This window comes from Leeuwenhoekiella palythoae (assembly GCF_900130045.1).
GTDB classification, from domain to species: domain Bacteria; phylum Bacteroidota; class Bacteroidia; order Flavobacteriales; family Flavobacteriaceae; genus Leeuwenhoekiella; species Leeuwenhoekiella palythoae.
In genome coordinates this window covers 185,195-201,693 of the sequence record NZ_FQXT01000004.1, presented here as the reverse complement: position 1 = coordinate 201,693, position 16,499 = coordinate 185,195, and the positions used below count along the sequence as shown (strand labels likewise).

Sequence of the window (16,499 nt, the reverse complement as noted above, 5' to 3'; positions counted from 1 at the left end):
CCTTGTCAACAGGTCATAATTGGCACCTAAAACTTAAATAATTATAACACTTAATATTACTAAAATGAAACACGTTAAAACCCTAGTTGTAGCCTTAGCTTTAATTTTAGGAACAACAGGATTTGTTCAAGCTCAGGATTCTAAAGTAGCGCATATTGCAACTCAAGAATTATTAACTTCAATGCCTGAATACAAGAAAGCTCAAGCTGACTTAGAGAAACTTCAGAATTCTTACGATGCTGAAATGAACACGATGGCAAATGAGCTTAAGAAAACTATGGAGCGTTATGGTAATGAAGCTCAAAGTCAAACTGACGAGACTAACCTACAGCGTCAAGCAGAGGTAGAGCAAACTCGTAATAAAATTATGGAGTATCGTCAAAATGCACTTAGAGATCTACAGAAAAAAGAATCTGAAGCGCTACAACCTATCGTAGAAAAAGCGCGTACAGCAATTCAAAAAGTAGCACGTGCTAAAGGATACAAGTATGTATTAGACAGCACAACCGGTACTGGTCTTATCCTTGCTGACGGATACGATCTAATGGCTGACGTTAAAAAAGAATTAGGTATCTAATACTTTAAAAAGCTTATAATTTTCAAAAGCCCTTCTGTTGATTCAGAAGGGCTTTTTATATTTGGCCTATGCAACACAAGCAACCAATAGGCGTTTTTGACAGTGGCGTAGGCGGCACTTCGATATGGAAAGAGATCGTACACAAACTTCCCCAGGAAGACACAATCTATTTAGCGGATATCAAAAATGCACCGTACGGAGAACGCTCCAAAGAAGTTATTCTAGCGCTTTCCATTAAAAATACAGAATACCTCATCAGTCAAGGCTGTAAGATTATTGTGGTCGCCTGTAACACCGCTACAACCAATGCCATTGACGTTCTACGTGCGAATTATGCCATTCCCTTCATTGGGATCGAACCCGCCATTAAACCTGCTGCTTTGGCTTCAAAAACCAAAGCCATCGGGATACTCGCCACCAAAGGCACGCTCAGCAGCGCCTTGTTTGCCCGGACTTCTAGTTTATACACCACAGACCTAAATGTAATTGAAGTTATAGGTACTGGTCTCGTTGAACTTATTGAAGGCGGAAAATTGCATTCTGAAGAACTTTTTAAACTACTCAAAAGCTACGTTCAACCCATGATGGATCAAAATATTGATTATCTGGTTTTGGGTTGCAGCCACTACCCGTATTTAATACCAGTTTTAAAGAAAATACTTCCAGAGCACGTTCAGATCATAGATAGCGGTCAAGCGGTGGCTAAACAGACAGAACGTATTCTAAGTGAAAATAAGTTGCTTTTTGAAGGTGAAAAGGAAGGAAAGCATACCTTGTTCAGCAATGCTTCAATTGAAGTGCTACAAGCGCTTACCGAAGATGTACCTGTAAACCGAAGCGTTTCTTTTCTTGATTTTTAATTGACCGCAGGACAATTACATTCATAAGGTTCGCGACGCTCGCCAAAATCGTAGCCTAAGGTAATCTGATGAAATCCATTAGACAGCACAATATCATTCTGCTGATAGGTATAGGTATAGCCCACTAAAAAGCGCTTATAGTTGACGCCCAGAAACGGTGTTAAATACTGCGATTTTTGACTTTCTACGTCTCCGTCGCTATTCAAGTACTGTGCTCCGTCTAGGTTTCTTCGGTACGACAAACCGCCCCAGAGTTTACCCCAGTCAAACTTGCGGTAGACTTTTCCGTTGATATCAACAGAGACTTCCTGCGTTTCATCTGTTGCCTGAAACATCACTGAAGGCTCATAACTCCACGGACTGTTTAATTTTCCGAATACATACCCCGCAGAAGCTAAATACCGGCGTTGATTGGTAGACTCTAAAGCTGTAAACATCGCTCTATTTCGCGGAAGCACATTCTTCACAGTAGCATGCGCCCAAAAATCTAGAAAATAATACGACATACCGATATCTACATTAAAGTAGTTATCTGTTTGACTCCCACCGCTTATTATGGGATCAAAATCGGTAAGATCAAAACTGCTTTCGTCAAGCGTATTTTGCATAAGCCCCACGCTTACACCAAAAGAAAGTTGGTTTAAATCAACATAATTACGCGATAGCAATAAATGATAAGCAAACGTCCCATAAACACCGCGCTGAGAAAAATTACCATTCTCATCAGAAAATAGCTGCATTCCCAAACCTACCTTTTCTCCCACTCTACCGTTTACCGCAGCCGTATACAAATTAGGCGCATCTTCAACATCAAACCATTGTTGACGCCCGGTAAGTCGTATTTGATTAGCATTTGCAGCGCCGGCCATTGAGGGGTGCAACAGATAAAGATTTTCGGTAAGGTAATCCCAATAAACAGGAATACCCTCTTGACCTTTTGCATAAAAACCACACACTAAGCAAATTAAGAGTAGTACTTTTCTCAAAATAATCTTCGGCTTTTTATAGCTCAGTTTTATAAAACGTTAACCTTGTAAATCTAAATAAATAATATAAGGAGATGGCATGATACACGACTAAAAAAAGAAGCAGCACTTATAAATTAGTTAAATTTGTACAAAATAAAACCATGAGTACTTTTAATATCACTATAGAACCTACTTCTAATCCTGCGATTAAAAAATTTCAGGCTAATTCATTTCTGGTAGATCATAACAGTTATGAATTTAAGAATATTGATGAAGCAAAGAATTCTCCACTAGCCCAGCAATTATTCTACCTTCCATTTGTAAAAACGGTATACATCGCGCAAAATTTTATTGCGATCGAAAAATTTAATATCGTAGAATGGATTGATATTCAGGATGAACTTTCAGGTCAGATTGAGAACTTTTTAAATGACAACGGTGTGGTGATCATTGAAGATGCCTCCACTGCTAAGAAGATTCCCGTAACGGTTTATGCCGAAAGTACGCCGAACCCTGCAGTACTTAAATTTGTCACTAATAAAAAGATCGTAACCGAAACGCTAGAGTTCAAGAATATTGATGAGGCAAAAAATGCTCCATTGGCCTTGGCATTATTTCATTTTCCTTTTGTGAAGGAAGTCTTTATGGACTCTAACTACGTGAGTGTTCAAAAATATGAAGTAGCCGAGTGGGATGATGTTTTTCAAGAAGTACGTGAGTTTATTAAAAACTACATTGAAGAAGGTAAAGAAATCGTTTCTGAAAATTTCAAAAAAACGCCTCAAGCTGTTGAACAGCAAAAAGAAGTGGAGTTTGAAGCGCTCGATGATACCTCAAAAGAAATCGCCAATATTATTGAAGAATATGTGAAGCCTGCAGTTGCGAGCGATGGTGGTAATATTCTTTTTAAACATTATGATCCTGAATCAAAAAATGTAAAAGTGATTCTGCAAGGGGCTTGTAGCGGTTGCCCTTCTTCTACCTTCACGTTGAAGAACGGTATTGAAACGATGCTCAAAGAAATGCTTCGCGGAAAGATCAATAGCGTAGAAGCTATAAACGGTTAACACATTAACAATACATTCTCTTTTATAACCGCTTAGATTATTGTATATTCAAATTTCGACTTAGAAATTAACTAAACTAATAATTATGGCAGTTTTAAAAGTAATCGAAGTATTGGCGAGTTCTAACAAAAGTTGGGAACAAGCCACAGCAAATGCAGTGAAAGAAGCTTCAAAAACCGTAAAAAATATTCGCTCTGTTTATGTAAATGAGCAAAGCGCTGTAGTAACCGGCGATACGGTTTCAGAATTCAGAGTGAATGTAAAAATCACTTTTGAAGTCAAGTAACACTTTGCATTTATAAGTATTTAAAATCCCGCTATTGCGGGATTTTTTATTGTTATCAATATTTGATTACCTATTAAAATACCGCACCTCCCAAAAACTATTAAGGTTTTAACAATTAACGATATTTAAACACTCGTATTTTTTATTTATGCCACCTATCTGTGACCTTTGCAGAAACTAAAAAATTATTTATGGATTTTGACATTACCCAATGGGAAGATTACGCCTCAAGATTTGGCGCTAAGATTATAGATTTTATTCCGAGTTTGATCGGGGCAGTTTTAACGCTGTTCATAGGTCTTTGGATCATTAAAATGATCAACAGGCTTGTAAAAAAATTCTTTGCTAAAAAAGATTACGACGCAACCCTAGAAAAGTTTATCGCAGATCTAATCAATTGGACGTTAAAGATTTTACTTTTTGTGTTAGTGGTTACCCAACTAGGCGTTGAATCTGCATCTTTAGTCGCTGTAATTGGTGCCGCTGGTTTGGCAATTGGTCTTGCACTGCAAGGATCATTAGCCAACTTTGCCGGTGGAGTTCTCATCTTATTATTGCGCCCGTTTAAAGTAGGCGATTGGATCTCTGCTCAGGGTGTTGATGGTTCGGTAAAGGAAATTTCAATTTTCAACACACGCTTGGTTACCTTCGGGAATCAAGAAGCCGTGATCCCTAACGGAAAACTTTCTAATGACAACATCATCAACTATTCTTCTTTAGGTATCAGAAGAAATGCGCAGACTTGGGGAATCTCTTATGACAGCGATATTAAACTTGCTAAAGATATTTTATTGGAGCTTGTAAACGAGCAAGAGACTGTTTTACACGATCCACATCCGGAACCTATGATCGTAGTTACCGAACTTGCAGATAGTTCCGTAAATATGTCACTACGCTTCTGGGCGACTAATGACGATTACTGGGCATTGCACTGGTATATTCTTGAAGAAGGTAAAAGACGCCTTGAAGATAAAGGTATTGTTATTCCGTTTCCACAACGCGATGTACACGTTTTTAATGAAAGCGGTGCGACCTTTAGCAGTAAAGAATAACTTGCTATTTTTTAGACTTAGTTACTAAAAAGTCTTTCAAATAAAAAGGTTCAAAATAAGCGACATCTTCGGTGTCGCTTATTTTATATTTGGCTTCGGCTAAATGTGCCATTTCACGTGCTGAAGGCAATGCTTCGGTAGCAAAATGCGCATTAGTATGGTTTAAAATATCTTTTAACTTTTCGGAACCATTTCCTATAAATAGGCACTTTCCATTAGTGAGTTGTTCTTGAAAGGAGTCTTCTTCAATAATTTGCGCTTCGATCCCCCGAAGCTCTTTAAATTCGGCATCAAAAATTGCGCTATAAACTTCCATTCTACGGGCATCAAGCACCGGGATAATAGTCTGCACATCTGTGGTATCTGCTTGCATTGCTAACGCCTTGAGCGTATTTGTAGCAATTAGAGGAATGTCTAAAGCAAAACATAAACCTTTAGCACTGCTCACTCCTATACGAAGACCGGTATAAGATCCCGGGCCTTTGCTAACAGCAACAGCATCTAAATCTTGCTTGTTTAGACTTGCTTCTGCCAATACTGCATCAATATACTGATGCAAGCGCTCTGCGTGACTGTAATTAAGCCCCATATCCTCTTTTAACGCGATAACATTTCCGTCACGAGAAAGGGCTACAGAACAGTTAGTGGTTGTAGTTTCTAAGCAAAGTATAAGCGCCATAATTTAGTCTTCTTCTGAAGCACCAAATTTAGCATCTTTTTTAACCTCAACCATATCTCCGTCTTTAAGTAATTTGGTCACCGTATTGTAAGGCCCTGTAATCACTTCATCACCGGTTTCTAAACCTTCTGAAACAACGATATTAGAATCATCTTGAATTCCGGTTTTAATGCGTTTTAATGAAGCTTTATCTCCGTTTTTAACAAAAACCGCCTCGTATTGACTAGTTCCAAAACCAGTGGTCGCTATAGTATCATTTTTAATCACAATAGCACTGATAGGCACTGAAATCGCATCATCTACTCTATTGGTGATGATATCAACCGTCGCTGTCATTCCCGGTCTGAACGGCGAATACGCTTCAGGTTTCCCTTCAACCAGGTCTTTATAGGATTCTTCTAAAATACGCACTTTGACTTTAAAGTTGGTCACCTGATCAGCGGTCAGGTTACTTTCAGCAGAATTAGCGATCTCTGTTACTTCACCTTTAAATCGCTTTTTAAGATAAGCATCAACCTCCACGCGGGTAGAATCACCTATATTAATTTTTACAATGTCATTTTCATTTACATCTACCTCAACTTCCATATTGCCTAAGTCTGCCACGCGCATCATTTCGGTACCGGCCATTTGCTGAGTTCCCACAACGCGCTCTCCCAATTCTACATCAAGTTTAGAGATCGTTCCGCTTATAGGCGCATAAATGCTGGTACGCGATAAGTTATCGCGAGACTGATTCACATTTGCCGCAGCACTTTGTACGTTATAGAAAGCCGATTTTACATTGGCTTGCGCAATCTCATAATCAGAGATTGATTGATCCCACTCTGACCGTGAAATAACCCCTTTCTCAAACAATTTTTGATTACGCTCATAATTCGCTTTAGCCACTTTTAGAGCAGCTTCAGATTGGGCTTGATTCGCTTTTACATTCTGTAAAGATGCCTGTGCTTGCGTTAGGGCAGATTGAATCAAATCTGGGTTGATGCGCACCAGAAGATCTCCTTTTTCTACCTGCTGCCCTTCAACAACCGGAAGTTCTATAATCTCCCCTGAAACTTCAGAAGAAATTTTAACCTCAGTTTCCGGCTGAATTTTTCCGGTAGCAGCAACGGTTTCTACAACACTCGCCAAGGCGATCTCCTGAGTTTCCACAGGCTTAAATTCGCCGGTTTTACCAAACAATCCGGCTTTTTTTCCACCAATTAATGCAGCAATTAAAACAACTGCTACAACCAGAATAATGATAAGGGTCTTTCTATTCATCTTTTACTTATTACGAGAAAGCGATCGTTTTGTAATTAGAATTTTAGCTCCTCAACCGGAACTCCAAAATACAATTCGAGTACTTTCAGCTTGAATATATAATCATATTTTGCGCGATTCAAGTCGATCTGCGCATTGTCAAAACGTTGTTTAGATTGGCTGAAATCAAAAGCATTGATCAGTCCCACCTCATAGCGATCTTGAGAGTATGAGAACGCTAACTCCTGAGATTCTACAGCGGTCTGTGCTGCTTCAAAAGTTTTAAGCGCACCCTTGGCATCTAAATAAGCCTGATACACGGTAGATTCTAAATCTAACTGTGCCTGCTCTAAATTAATAGCCGCACGGTCTGCAGCGATCTTGCTTCGGCGTACATTATTTCTTGTCTGAAAACCATTAAGAATAGGAACATTTAAACGCAGCCCGTAAGAAACCCCGTCATTTAAATACAACTGCTCTTGAAACGAGTTTAAAACATCTTGCTCAGAGTATCGCGTGCTGTACCCAAAGAAAGCGGAAAGTGTAGGCCAGGCAGCACCTTTAGCGATCTCTACATCCTTCTCTGCTAATTCCAGATTATTTTCAGCGATTTTAACCTCATAACGCTCCTCTTTAGCAGCATCTGTAATTTCAGCTGGGGTTTTTAGCAGTACGTCTTCACCGTAAATCTGATAATCACCATCTGCAATATCAAAGTTTTTATAATCTCTGATCAACAAAGTTTGCGCAAGACTTATTAACGAGATCTGCACCGCATTTTCTGCTGCCACAATATTTTGAACTTCGTTAGCATTTTGCGCCTGTACCTCAAGCAAATCACCTCTTGGGGCAACACCACCTTCTACAAGGTCAGTAGTTTGCTGAAGCTGTTGCTGCGTCACCTCGTTTTGCGAGCGTAACACCTTTAAATTTTCTTTATTTAATATCACCTGAAGGTAGCCGTTAGCCACATTGAGCGCGATATCATCTTCAAGCTTCTCATAGCCGTATTGTGCAGCTAAAGCCGAAAGCTTTGCACGCTGTACTTGCTTAAAGTTTCGAAGTCCGTCAAAAAGATTATAAGAAGTGTTGATCCCACCACTCGCTGACAAGAACTGGGTTGTAGTTGCTAGGTTACTCGTAGGATCAAAGTTCAAACCCGTGTTTTCTGAAACTGAAGCGTTTGCATTTAAGGTAGGTAAAAAGCTACCGTCTGCATCAGATTTGTCTAAAGCAGCCGCCTCAACATCAAGCTGTGCCTGACGAATCTGGATGTTTTCGTCTAAAGCGCGCTGAATACACTCTTGCAGCGTCCACTTTTTCTGTGAAAAACCAGAAGCTACCGAAAAAACTAAAATAAAAAAGAGTATTGCGTTTCTCATGATTTAATTTCTGTATGATATGTAGTACTTAAGAATAAAGTGTTACACAATAGGTTTTATATTTTGTTAAAAACTTTGAGCAGGCTTAACCGCATTCCAAACTTTGATCTTGTCATCTGCTGAAACTCCATCTAAAATTTCAACATAAATACCGTCGCTAACTCCCAGTTTAATGTCACGTTTTTCAAATTCTTGCTCACCGACCTCGACCTCTACAAAAGGCTCTTGCGTTTTAGAATCGTATTGCACTAAAGCTTCTTTGATCGCTAAAACTTCGTCTGCTCGCTCAAGAATTATAGAAGCATTGGCACTCAATCCTGCACGAATAAAAGTGGAATCTTTTTTAGCCAATGTCCCTTTTATTTCAAACTGAATTGCGCCATTTTCTGCTACTCCTTTAGGAGCGATATAATCTAAAGTGGCATCAAATTTTTTATTTTCAATAGCACCCACAGTGATCTCTAGCGGAAGGTCTTCTTTTATTTTACCTACTTCACTTTCGTCAACTTTTCCTTCAAAAATCATATCGTTTACGTTCGCTAAAGAGGCAATTGTAGTCCCGTCATTAAAGTTGTTAGACTCGATCACCTGATTCCCTTCTTTAACAGGAACTTCTAAAACCATCCCGGTTATGGTAGCACGCACCGAAGTAGTGGCGTTATTGCCCAAACCAGTAGTGGTTCCCGTTTTTACGATATCATAATTTTGTTGCGCACTCGCCAGACTTACCTGTTGTTGCTTATAGTTTTGTACTGCCTGATTATACTCCCGCTGACTGTTATCAAAATCGTTGGCACTTACCACACCTTTATCAAATAGTGTTTTTTGTCTTTGATAAATGCTTTCTTGATTTTCTAGCGTAAGCTTAGCGGTTTCCAAATTTGTTTTTGCAGTCTGAATCGTATTGCGCGAACTTACCAAAGACGACGCGTTAGGCACGACCTCTATTTGCGCCAGTAGATCACCAGCTTCAACAAACTGTCCTGCTTCGACAAGAATTTCTTTTATAATCCCAGAAATATTCGGCTTGATCAGTACTTCTTCACGAGGAACAATGCTTCCCGTAGCCACCGTTTTTTTAACGATGGTTTGCGTAGACGGACTTTCAGTAGTGTAGACCACTGGATCTTCCTGATTTTTTTGGTACAAATAATAGAGTGATCCTATAAAAATGACAGCAATAACTGCCAGGACAACAATAGTAACAGATTTTTTCATGGGTTAGATATTCGTTTTATTGATGAAATTGTTATTCGGTGCGCAAGGCATCTATGGGTTTAACTTTTATGGCATTCTGAGCAGGAATAAAACCGGCTAAGAGTCCTGAGAATATTAGAATAAAAAGTGCGGTAATCACTGTTCCTAAATCAACACTAGGATTTGCGAACATCTCCACAGGGCCGTTTGCATCAAGAATTTTATTGAGTACATAAATCAATGCTGCTCCTAGAGAAATCCCAACCATTCCTGAAATAATGGTCAAAAACACAGATTCCATTAAAATTTGCCCGCGGATAGACCAAGGGCTCGCGCCTAAAGCACGACGTATTCCTATCTCTTTTGTACGTTCTTTGACAACGATGAGCATTATATTGCTGATCCCAATAATACCCGAAAGCAATACCAAAATCCCCACAAAATAAGCCACGATCTTCAGCGCTATAAAGAGTCCGTCTACTTTTTGATATTGTTCATAAAGGTCAAAATTACCTATGGCGCGCTCATCTTCCGGGTGAATGCTGTGACGTGACTTGATCACATCAAAAACTTTGGGCTTTAATGCCGTGATAGAAAACCCGTCTTTTGCGGTAACAGCCATCCATCCCACGCGATTACCCATATTGAATGCCTGAGAAAAAGCCGTAAACGGTACATAAATCTCTTTTTGATTTTCTTCGGAATCGCCTTCGCTCGCCACTTTAGCGTAAGTCCCAACCACCATAAAGTTGACACCATTGATCTTGATGTATGTACCTATAGGTTCTTCCCCCTTATCGTAAAGCGCATTTTTTACGCCTTCTCCAATGATCGCAACTTTACGCTTTTGCTGAATATCGCCATAATTCATAAAACGCCCCGAAGTGATATTCATAGGTTGCTGCTCTATATATTCAGGATAGTCGCCATACACATTAAATGCCCCGGAGTTCAGGCCACGAACCACATTGTTTGCACCTCCAAAACCTCCTAGCTGATTGCGTGGAGATACAAACCGCAACTGTGGTATATTCTGTTTTAAAGCCGCTACATCGTCAAGATCATAATTAAATCTTCGGCCTTTAGGTAAGCCTTTATAGGGTTTAGAGATAGTCTGCGTCCACATAAACATCGTGTTTGTGGCAATACCTCCGAAATCCTTTTTGACTCCGTTTTCCAACCCCTTTCCGGCGGCGAGAAGCACTACCAAAATAAAGATTCCCCAAAGCACTCCAAAAGCGGTAAGGGCAGTTCTAAACCAATTTTGGCTTAGTGCTTCAATAATTTCATCCCAACGATCTTTACTAAACATACGCTTAAGTTATTCTTCCCGAAGGGCGGTTATGGGTTTAATGCGTGCGGCTCTCCACGCAGGCACAAAGCCCGCCAACGCTCCGGCAAACACCAAAATAAACACTGTGGTAATCGCAACATTAAAGTTTACAGACGGATTTTTAATATAATCCATTTGCATATTAGGCCCTAGAACCTCAAGCAAGGCCATACTCAAAATAAGACCGGTAAAGCCTGCTATTGCCGTAACAAAAATAGATTCGTGCAACACCATCCCGATTATAGATAAAGGTTGTGCTCCTAGCGCCTTGCGAATACCAATTTCCTTAGTACGCTCTTTTACGATGATGAGCATAATATTACTCACCCCAACCACTCCTGCAATAATGGTACAAATACCCACTACCCAGAAAAAGGTTTTGATCATCCCAATTAGATCATAAAATCGTTTAGCGCTCTCTAATGTATTATTGACATTGATCGCACTCGTATCTTCAGGAGCAACCAAGTGGCGCTCTTTTAGAAATTCTTCTATTTCTGCAGAAAACTGAAGCGATTGCGCCAGAGCATCTTCAAAATTCTCCTGGGGTTTTAGTGTGAATCCCAGATTGCGCACTTTGTCTGCTCCTCCAAAAACACGCTGCGAAGTCGAAAGCGGGACAAACACACGGGTTTCTTCGCGCTCACCACCCGGATCTGAATACACTCCAACAACTTTAAAATTGATTCCATTGATTTGAACATATTCGCCAACCGCACTTTTGCCTGCAAAAAGATCTTGCTGCACCTTGTTACCAATAACCATAATCTTGGATTTTAAGCGCTGATCATCATAATTGATATAGCGCCCCGCAACAAGATTTTCGTTTTCTAAAAATTGATAATCAGGATAAACGCCTTCGACGCGATAGCTTCCGCTTTCATTACCATAGTTTAACGTTCCGCTCCAGATGCGATAGACCGAAGATTTAAATTCGATATCATCTTCATATTTTGTGATCAGGTAGTTATAATCATCATTGGTCATCTCAATGAAACGCCCAGGATTGAGCCCTTTATACCCCATTGATGTAACCCCGCTATAAACCGAAATTCTATTCGCAGCATCCCGTTGAAATTCGGCGCTGATTCCGTTTTGCATTCCCTGACCAAAACCCAGAAGAATGACCAGAATGAAAATTCCCGATGCCACAGAAAGTCCGGTTAAAAACGTACGCAGTTTGTTTTTAGAAATCGTTTCGAGTATTTCTTGCCAGCGCTCCAGACTAAACATGACTTGCAGCTCGTATTTGATTTACCGGGGCGTCATCGATTATAAGACCGTCTTTGAGGTTTACAATACGTTTAGTCATGTGGGCGATATCGTCTTCGTGCGTTACGATAAGAATAGTTTTACCCTCATCGTTAATCCCCTGAATAAGATCCATCACTTCGTAGCTGGTTTTGGTGTCTAATGCACCGGTAGGTTCATCTGCCAGCAGGACTTTAGGATCACTAGCTAAAGCTCTGGCGATAGCAACACGCTGCTTTTGACCTCCGGAAAGTTCGTTAGGCATATGATGTGCCCAGTTTGCCAATCCCACTTTCTCTAAATAAGCCATGGCTTTTTCCGTACGCTCTTTACGCTTCATTCCTTGATAATACAACGGCATACCTACATTATCTAGGGCACTTTTATAGTTAATTAGATTGAAGGACTGAAAAATAAAACCAAGAAACTTATTGCGATATTGGGCTGCAATTTTCTCATTAAGATTTTTAATAGGAACCCCATCAAGTGTGTAAGAACCTTGATCGGCCTCATCTAGCATTCCTAAAATATTAAGTAGCGTAGACTTTCCTGAACCTGAAGAACCCATAATAGAAACGAGTTCGCCTTCTTGAACCGAAAAATTAATACCCTTGAGAACATGAAGAGAATTTGTTCCCATGGTATAAGATTTATGCAAATCTTTAATGGTGATCATAAACAAGTGATGGTTAAGTGTATTGACGAACGTTAAATTTTTAACGCTTATCTGTTTAATAGACCCAAAAACCTATCATTTGTTACACGAAAACAGGAAGAAAATAATTTGAATAGCCGTTACGCGCCTTTATTTGCCTTCTTTCGGCTTTTATAAATAAACCAAATCAAACCACCCATTAATAAGTACGGAATTGCTGCTAAATAGATAATTCCATTGTTTACGCCTTCTGCCATACTGTTATCAGTCTCACTTTCTAAAACCGCTCGACACATAGCGCATTGGGCATTAGCTACAAAACTAACTACAATAAAAAGTACAGTGAGTAAGAAACGTTTCATAGCATTCAATTTAAGCTGGGTAATACGGAAAAATCATAAAATATACGATTACTCCTGTTACGGCAACATACAACCATATAGGAAATGTGATCCGTGCAATCTTTCGGTGTAGTGCAAATTTACCTAACATAGCTCTCACATAAGTCACCAAAACAAAAGGAATCACTCCAATAGATAAAAGTATATGAGATATGAGGATAAAATAATAAATGTATTTATAGATGCCCACCGCAGCGCTTTCCGCCTCTGACACTATTCCGTCTAGATTAGCATCTCCAAATTTAGTAGAATCTGATGTTGCGTGATATAAAACATACAAAACCAGGAAAATCACCGAAAGCACAATACAGATTTTAATATATCGCTCGTGTAATTTGCGGTTTCCTTTTTTAATCTGAATCACTGCGGAAAATAGCAGTATCGCGGTAAGCGCATTGATCGCTGCATAGGTAGGCGGCAAAAAGCCTAATCTAGGCACATTAGGAATACGAATGGTAAACAAAAACGCAACAGCCACAGGAATTGCGATAGACAATGCAATAATCCACCGATTATATACTTTTTCTTTTTGAGCCAGATTCTCCATTTATTTCTTGTTCTTATTAAGCAACTTATTAATATCCTCTATCAAAATATCGATTTGTGAAGTTTCTTCACCTTCCACTTCTGGCGCTCCATACGGAATGAAACCTCTATAGTAGATCAGCGGATTTCCAAATTCATCTCTGCGCGAACGGATAAAACCATTTTGATCTACCAAAGCAAACAAACCTGAATGCTGAAAATTACCTTCAATATTAGGGTTTTCCTGCGCCAAAAGATTAAAGCCCACGTTAGCCAGCTCGTAAATCTCTTTGCGGTCTCCGGTCATCAAATGCCAGTCAGGATCGGTGATTCCATAGCTTTCAGTATACTCCTTTAAAACTTCCGGAGTGTCGTGCTCAGGATCAATACTAAAACTTGCAATACCAAAGTCAGGGTTATCTTGAAACTTGTTTTGTATAAGTACGAGATTTTTGTTCATCGGGATGCAAATAGTAGGGCAACTTGTGAAGAAAAATTCCACTAAAAAGACTTTTCCCTTATAAGTCTCCTCTGTGATCGTATCTCTATTCTGATCTATAAACTCAAAATGCGGGACTTTGCGATCAGCGCCATTTATATTGATATATGCCAGTTCACCATCATTTTCCTGAGTATCTAATTGCCCAACATTGAGACGATCGTTATCTACAACCTCACCGCGCATAGACCTATCGATAATTTTTGGAATTACAATGATTCCAAAAATCAAAACGATGACAGCAATTCCTATATAGGTTTTTTTTCTATTCATAGCATTTATTTTTTGCGATCAGCATTATTCTTTTTCAGCGCCAGGCGGTATTCGGCTAAAATAATCTTTACATCATCTTTCATTTTATCAGCCAATTCTGCGATATCAGTACTATCATAGCCATACAACACCCCGTAATCCTCATCATCATCCCGCCCTCTAAGGTTACGATCTTTATCGATGATAAAAATGTATGGAGATCCGCCATCAGCCTCTAAACTGTATGGAGTATTTAAATTGTTAAACACTGTATGTATACGCTCTTGAGAAGTTTTTATAAAATACCAATTTGACAAATCTACTAATTGCCCAAGTTCGTAGGTTACTTTTTCTAAGGCTGCATCATCAATCTCCTCGGGCACCAGATATACAAACTGAAAATCATCAAAGGCAGCAAATGGCTTGAAAATCTTTTGATTTAAGTTGAAAAGATCACCTCCTTCCCGCTCGATAGTACTTCCTAAAAATCCAAGTACAGTGATCTTATCCTGAAGCTTTACCTTTTGATCAAAGGGCAATTCCGGTAACTGCTCTTCTAAAACAGGAAGTTTAGCAAAATTATGTACCCCAGAAGCAAAAAAGAGATACGCAACAATAGGTAGAATAAATAATACTCCCAGTACAATAAACTTCTTCATCTCAACCTTTTTACGCTGTATTTATAGCGGTTGCAAAGGTACATCACAGACCGCTTTTCAAGAAATAAGGCATAAAAAAAGACGGCGCTTGCCGTCTTTTTTTCTATAATTCGTTCTGTTTAGAAATCCCAGCTGATATATCCTTCATCATAAACGTCAAAGATATAATCACCTTCGGTTAAAAGAATGAAGATCAAGTAGCATATCAAGAAAATGGCTGTCCAAACAATAGAGCGACGTAACCCTTTAGTTTCGTGCTCCATGTGCATAAATGCCCAAGTGATATAATATGCTTTATAAATGGTAAGGATTATAAAGACCCAGTTAAGTAAGTGCATTCTCAGTAAGTGAGTTTCCACTAAAAATGCCGGTCTGATGATACCTAAAATAACTTCTACAATTGTTACAACCGAAAGGATTGCAAAAACCGTCCAAATTCTTTTTGTGGCTGATCCGTGATTTGTTGCGTCGTGTGCCATTATCTATTTTTTAAATCCTTTATTATTAAACTAAGTAGAAGAATGTAAATACGAATACCCACACTAAATCTACAAAGTGCCAGTATAAACCTACTTTCTCAACCATCTCATAACTTCCTCTACGCTCATAAGTACCTAAAATCACGTTGATAAAGATAATGATGTTGATGATCACACCCGAGAATACGTGGAATCCGTGAAATCCTGTGATGAAGAAAAAGAAGTCTGCAAAAAGTGGTGGACCATACTCATTATGAATAAGGTTTGCACCCTGAACAACACCCATTGCGTCATTTTCTAATTTTGCAAGAGACTCTTCACGAGAAAGAATTGTTTTCTCACCTGCTTCGGTAAGTAATTGTGTGCGAATTAATAGATCTGGATTTGCTTTAAAGCCTTCAACTACTTCTGCAAGATCAAAATCAGGCATAGAACTTTCTGACTCATACCATAATGCTTCGCTCTTGGTAAGCTGTGTTCTGGCACTTGGCAATTCTACAGCAAAACTTTCTAGAGCTACTTGCTCACCTTCAGCATTAACTACTTGAAGTATTTTACCTCCTTTAGTTTCAATTGCCCCATACTCACCTGAGATGAAATTCGCCCATTCCCAAGCTTGAGAACCTACGAATATAAAACCACCTAAAATGGTAAAGAACATATACCATATTACTTTGTTCTTTTTCATATGATGCCCTGCATCAACTGCAAGAACCATAGTTACCGATGAAAAGATCAATATGAAAGTCATTAACGCCACATAATACATTGGTGCATCAACACCATGTAAAAACGGAAAGTGTGTAAACACTTCATCGGCTATAGGCCACTGGTTAACAAATTTAAATCTAGAAAATCCATAAGCGGCAAGAAATCCTGAAAAGGTAAGTGCATCAGAAAGGATGAAAAACCACATCATCATCTTTCCGTAGCTAGCTTTGAGAGGTTGAGCTTCTCCACCTCCCCAAATTTTGCCTTCTGTGCCTGTTTTAACAGCAGTAGCGTCCATATTTTAATATCGGGTTTATAAGCGTTGCAAAAATAGGTATTTTAAAAATGCTTTTCAAAGCAATAATCGGTATTTATAACCATTCAAAAAAAAGAATTTTTAAGAATTCTTAGTATTTGCGAG

General features: G+C 39.1%; 19 protein-coding genes. 5 read left to right on the top strand and 14 right to left on the bottom strand.

What is annotated here, in order from left to right; translation table 11 throughout:
* The first annotated feature begins 64 nt into the window (after window positions 1-64).
* Together BUA96_RS11270 and murI are read left to right on the top strand one after the other, a co-directional pair.
* Window positions 65-577 carry an OmpH/Skp family outer membrane protein gene (locus BUA96_RS11270; RefSeq protein WP_072983161.1) on the top strand — a complete coding sequence of 171 codons (513 nt, stop codon included), beginning with the start codon at window positions 65-67 and terminating at the stop codon, window positions 575-577.
* 68 nt (window positions 578-645) lie between these two features.
* Entirely contained in the window at window positions 646-1,437 is a 792-nt protein-coding gene (murI, locus tag BUA96_RS11265) for a glutamate racemase (RefSeq protein WP_072983159.1), read from the top strand.
* On the opposite strand, the gene BUA96_RS11260 is transcribed toward murI, so the two are convergent.
* Window positions 1,434-2,423, bottom strand: a complete 990-nt coding sequence (locus tag BUA96_RS11260) for a PorP/SprF family type IX secretion system membrane protein (RefSeq protein ID WP_455565124.1) — start codon at window positions 2,421-2,423, stop codon at window positions 1,434-1,436. The two genes, murI and BUA96_RS11260, sit on opposite strands and share 4 nt — an antisense overlap.
* A 143-nt stretch (window positions 2,424-2,566) precedes the next feature.
* Between BUA96_RS11260 and BUA96_RS11255 the strand changes: the two genes are divergently transcribed.
* From BUA96_RS11255 to BUA96_RS11245, 3 genes are all read left to right on the top strand, one after another.
* Window positions 2,567-3,472, top strand: coding sequence for a NifU family protein (locus tag BUA96_RS11255; RefSeq protein ID WP_072983156.1), 906 nt, complete (start codon window positions 2,567-2,569; stop codon window positions 3,470-3,472).
* 85 nt (window positions 3,473-3,557) lie between these two features.
* Complete coding sequence (locus BUA96_RS11250; RefSeq protein ID WP_072983154.1) at window positions 3,558-3,758, top strand: dodecin family protein; 201 nt, start codon at window positions 3,558-3,560, stop codon at window positions 3,756-3,758.
* Window positions 3,759-3,949: 191 nt separating this feature from the next.
* Entirely contained in the window at window positions 3,950-4,810 is an 861-nt protein-coding gene (locus tag BUA96_RS11245; RefSeq protein WP_072983840.1) for a mechanosensitive ion channel family protein, read from the top strand.
* A 4-nt stretch (window positions 4,811-4,814) separates the two neighbouring features.
* Here the strand turns inward: BUA96_RS11245 and tsaB are convergent, their stop codons facing one another.
* The 13 genes from tsaB to BUA96_RS11180 all read right to left on the bottom strand — a co-directional run bounded on the left by tsaB (window position 4,815) and on the right by BUA96_RS11180 (window position 16,376).
* On the bottom strand, window positions 4,815-5,489 hold the full coding sequence (tsaB, locus tag BUA96_RS11240; RefSeq protein WP_072983153.1) for a tRNA (adenosine(37)-N6)-threonylcarbamoyltransferase complex dimerization subunit type 1 TsaB: 675 nt from the start codon (window positions 5,487-5,489) through the stop codon (window positions 4,815-4,817).
* Between the two features lie 3 nt (window positions 5,490-5,492).
* Window positions 5,493-6,755, bottom strand: a complete 1,263-nt coding sequence (locus BUA96_RS11235) for an efflux RND transporter periplasmic adaptor subunit (RefSeq protein ID WP_072983151.1) — start codon at window positions 6,753-6,755, stop codon at window positions 5,493-5,495.
* A 35-nt stretch (window positions 6,756-6,790) separates the two neighbouring features.
* On the bottom strand, window positions 6,791-8,116 hold the full coding sequence (locus BUA96_RS11230) for a TolC family protein (protein WP_072983149.1): 1,326 nt from the start codon (window positions 8,114-8,116) through the stop codon (window positions 6,791-6,793).
* Between the two features lie 66 nt (window positions 8,117-8,182).
* On the bottom strand, window positions 8,183-9,334 hold the full coding sequence (locus BUA96_RS11225) for an efflux RND transporter periplasmic adaptor subunit (protein WP_072983148.1): 1,152 nt from the start codon (window positions 9,332-9,334) through the stop codon (window positions 8,183-8,185).
* A gap of 31 nt (window positions 9,335-9,365) precedes the next feature.
* Window positions 9,366-10,625 (bottom strand): ABC transporter permease, encoded by a 1,260-nt coding sequence (locus tag BUA96_RS11220; RefSeq protein WP_072983146.1) that lies wholly within the window; start codon window positions 10,623-10,625, stop codon window positions 9,366-9,368.
* A 9-nt stretch (window positions 10,626-10,634) separates the two neighbouring features.
* Complete coding sequence (locus BUA96_RS11215; protein WP_072983144.1) at window positions 10,635-11,879, bottom strand: ABC transporter permease; 1,245 nt, start codon at window positions 11,877-11,879, stop codon at window positions 10,635-10,637.
* Window positions 11,872-12,573, bottom strand: a complete 702-nt coding sequence (locus tag BUA96_RS11210; RefSeq protein ID WP_072983142.1) for an ABC transporter ATP-binding protein — start codon at window positions 12,571-12,573, stop codon at window positions 11,872-11,874. The genes BUA96_RS11215 and BUA96_RS11210 overlap by 8 nt, the downstream gene beginning before the upstream one ends.
* A 119-nt stretch (window positions 12,574-12,692) precedes the next feature.
* A complete protein-coding gene (locus BUA96_RS11205; protein ID WP_072983141.1) occupies window positions 12,693-12,914 on the bottom strand; it encodes a hypothetical protein in 222 nt (73 codons plus the stop codon).
* Between the two features lie 10 nt (window positions 12,915-12,924).
* Window positions 12,925-13,500, bottom strand: a complete 576-nt coding sequence (locus tag BUA96_RS11200) for a DUF420 domain-containing protein (RefSeq protein WP_072983139.1) — start codon at window positions 13,498-13,500, stop codon at window positions 12,925-12,927.
* On the bottom strand, window positions 13,501-14,250 hold the full coding sequence (locus BUA96_RS11195; RefSeq protein ID WP_072983137.1) for an SCO family protein: 750 nt from the start codon (window positions 14,248-14,250) through the stop codon (window positions 13,501-13,503).
* 5 nt (window positions 14,251-14,255) lie between these two features.
* Window positions 14,256-14,888: a hypothetical protein gene (locus tag BUA96_RS11190; protein WP_072983136.1), complete on the bottom strand. Its 633-nt coding sequence runs from the start codon at window positions 14,886-14,888 to the stop codon at window positions 14,256-14,258.
* 119 nt (window positions 14,889-15,007) lie between these two features.
* Window positions 15,008-15,367 carry a cytochrome C oxidase subunit IV family protein gene (locus BUA96_RS11185; protein ID WP_072983134.1) on the bottom strand — a complete coding sequence of 120 codons (360 nt, stop codon included), beginning with the start codon at window positions 15,365-15,367 and terminating at the stop codon, window positions 15,008-15,010.
* Between the two features lie 25 nt (window positions 15,368-15,392).
* Window positions 15,393-16,376, bottom strand: coding sequence for a cytochrome c oxidase subunit 3 (locus tag BUA96_RS11180; protein WP_072983133.1), 984 nt, complete (start codon window positions 16,374-16,376; stop codon window positions 15,393-15,395).
* Window positions 16,377-16,499 lie beyond the last annotated feature (123 nt).

Coding starts and splice junctions, on each gene's coding strand:
- BUA96_RS11270 (WP_072983161.1), top strand. CDS start 65: ATGAAACACGTTAAAACCCTAGTTGTAGCCTTAGCTTTAATTTTAGGA.
- murI (WP_072983159.1), top strand. CDS start 646: ATGCAACACAAGCAACCAATAGGCGTTTTTGACAGTGGCGTAGGCGGC.
- BUA96_RS11255 (WP_072983156.1), top strand. CDS start 2,567: ATGAGTACTTTTAATATCACTATAGAACCTACTTCTAATCCTGCGATT.
- BUA96_RS11250 (WP_072983154.1), top strand. CDS start 3,558: ATGGCAGTTTTAAAAGTAATCGAAGTATTGGCGAGTTCTAACAAAAGT.
- BUA96_RS11245 (WP_072983840.1), top strand. CDS start 3,950: ATGGATTTTGACATTACCCAATGGGAAGATTACGCCTCAAGATTTGGC.
- tsaB (WP_072983153.1), bottom strand. CDS start 5,489: ATGGCGCTTATACTTTGCTTAGAAACTACAACCACTAACTGTTCTGTA.
- BUA96_RS11235 (WP_072983151.1), bottom strand. CDS start 6,755: ATGAATAGAAAGACCCTTATCATTATTCTGGTTGTAGCAGTTGTTTTA.
- BUA96_RS11230 (WP_072983149.1), bottom strand. CDS start 8,116: ATGAGAAACGCAATACTCTTTTTTATTTTAGTTTTTTCGGTAGCTTCT.
- BUA96_RS11225 (WP_072983148.1), bottom strand. CDS start 9,334: ATGAAAAAATCTGTTACTATTGTTGTCCTGGCAGTTATTGCTGTCATT.
- BUA96_RS11220 (WP_072983146.1), bottom strand. CDS start 10,625: ATGTTTAGTAAAGATCGTTGGGATGAAATTATTGAAGCACTAAGCCAA.
- BUA96_RS11215 (WP_072983144.1), bottom strand. CDS start 11,879: ATGTTTAGTCTGGAGCGCTGGCAAGAAATACTCGAAACGATTTCTAAA.
- BUA96_RS11210 (WP_072983142.1), bottom strand. CDS start 12,573: ATGATCACCATTAAAGATTTGCATAAATCTTATACCATGGGAACAAAT.
- BUA96_RS11205 (WP_072983141.1), bottom strand. CDS start 12,914: ATGAAACGTTTCTTACTCACTGTACTTTTTATTGTAGTTAGTTTTGTA.
- BUA96_RS11200 (WP_072983139.1), bottom strand. CDS start 13,500: ATGGAGAATCTGGCTCAAAAAGAAAAAGTATATAATCGGTGGATTATT.
- BUA96_RS11195 (WP_072983137.1), bottom strand. CDS start 14,250: ATGAATAGAAAAAAAACCTATATAGGAATTGCTGTCATCGTTTTGATT.
- BUA96_RS11190 (WP_072983136.1), bottom strand. CDS start 14,888: ATGAAGAAGTTTATTGTACTGGGAGTATTATTTATTCTACCTATTGTT.
- BUA96_RS11185 (WP_072983134.1), bottom strand. CDS start 15,367: ATGGCACACGACGCAACAAATCACGGATCAGCCACAAAAAGAATTTGG.
- BUA96_RS11180 (WP_072983133.1), bottom strand. CDS start 16,376: ATGGACGCTACTGCTGTTAAAACAGGCACAGAAGGCAAAATTTGGGGA.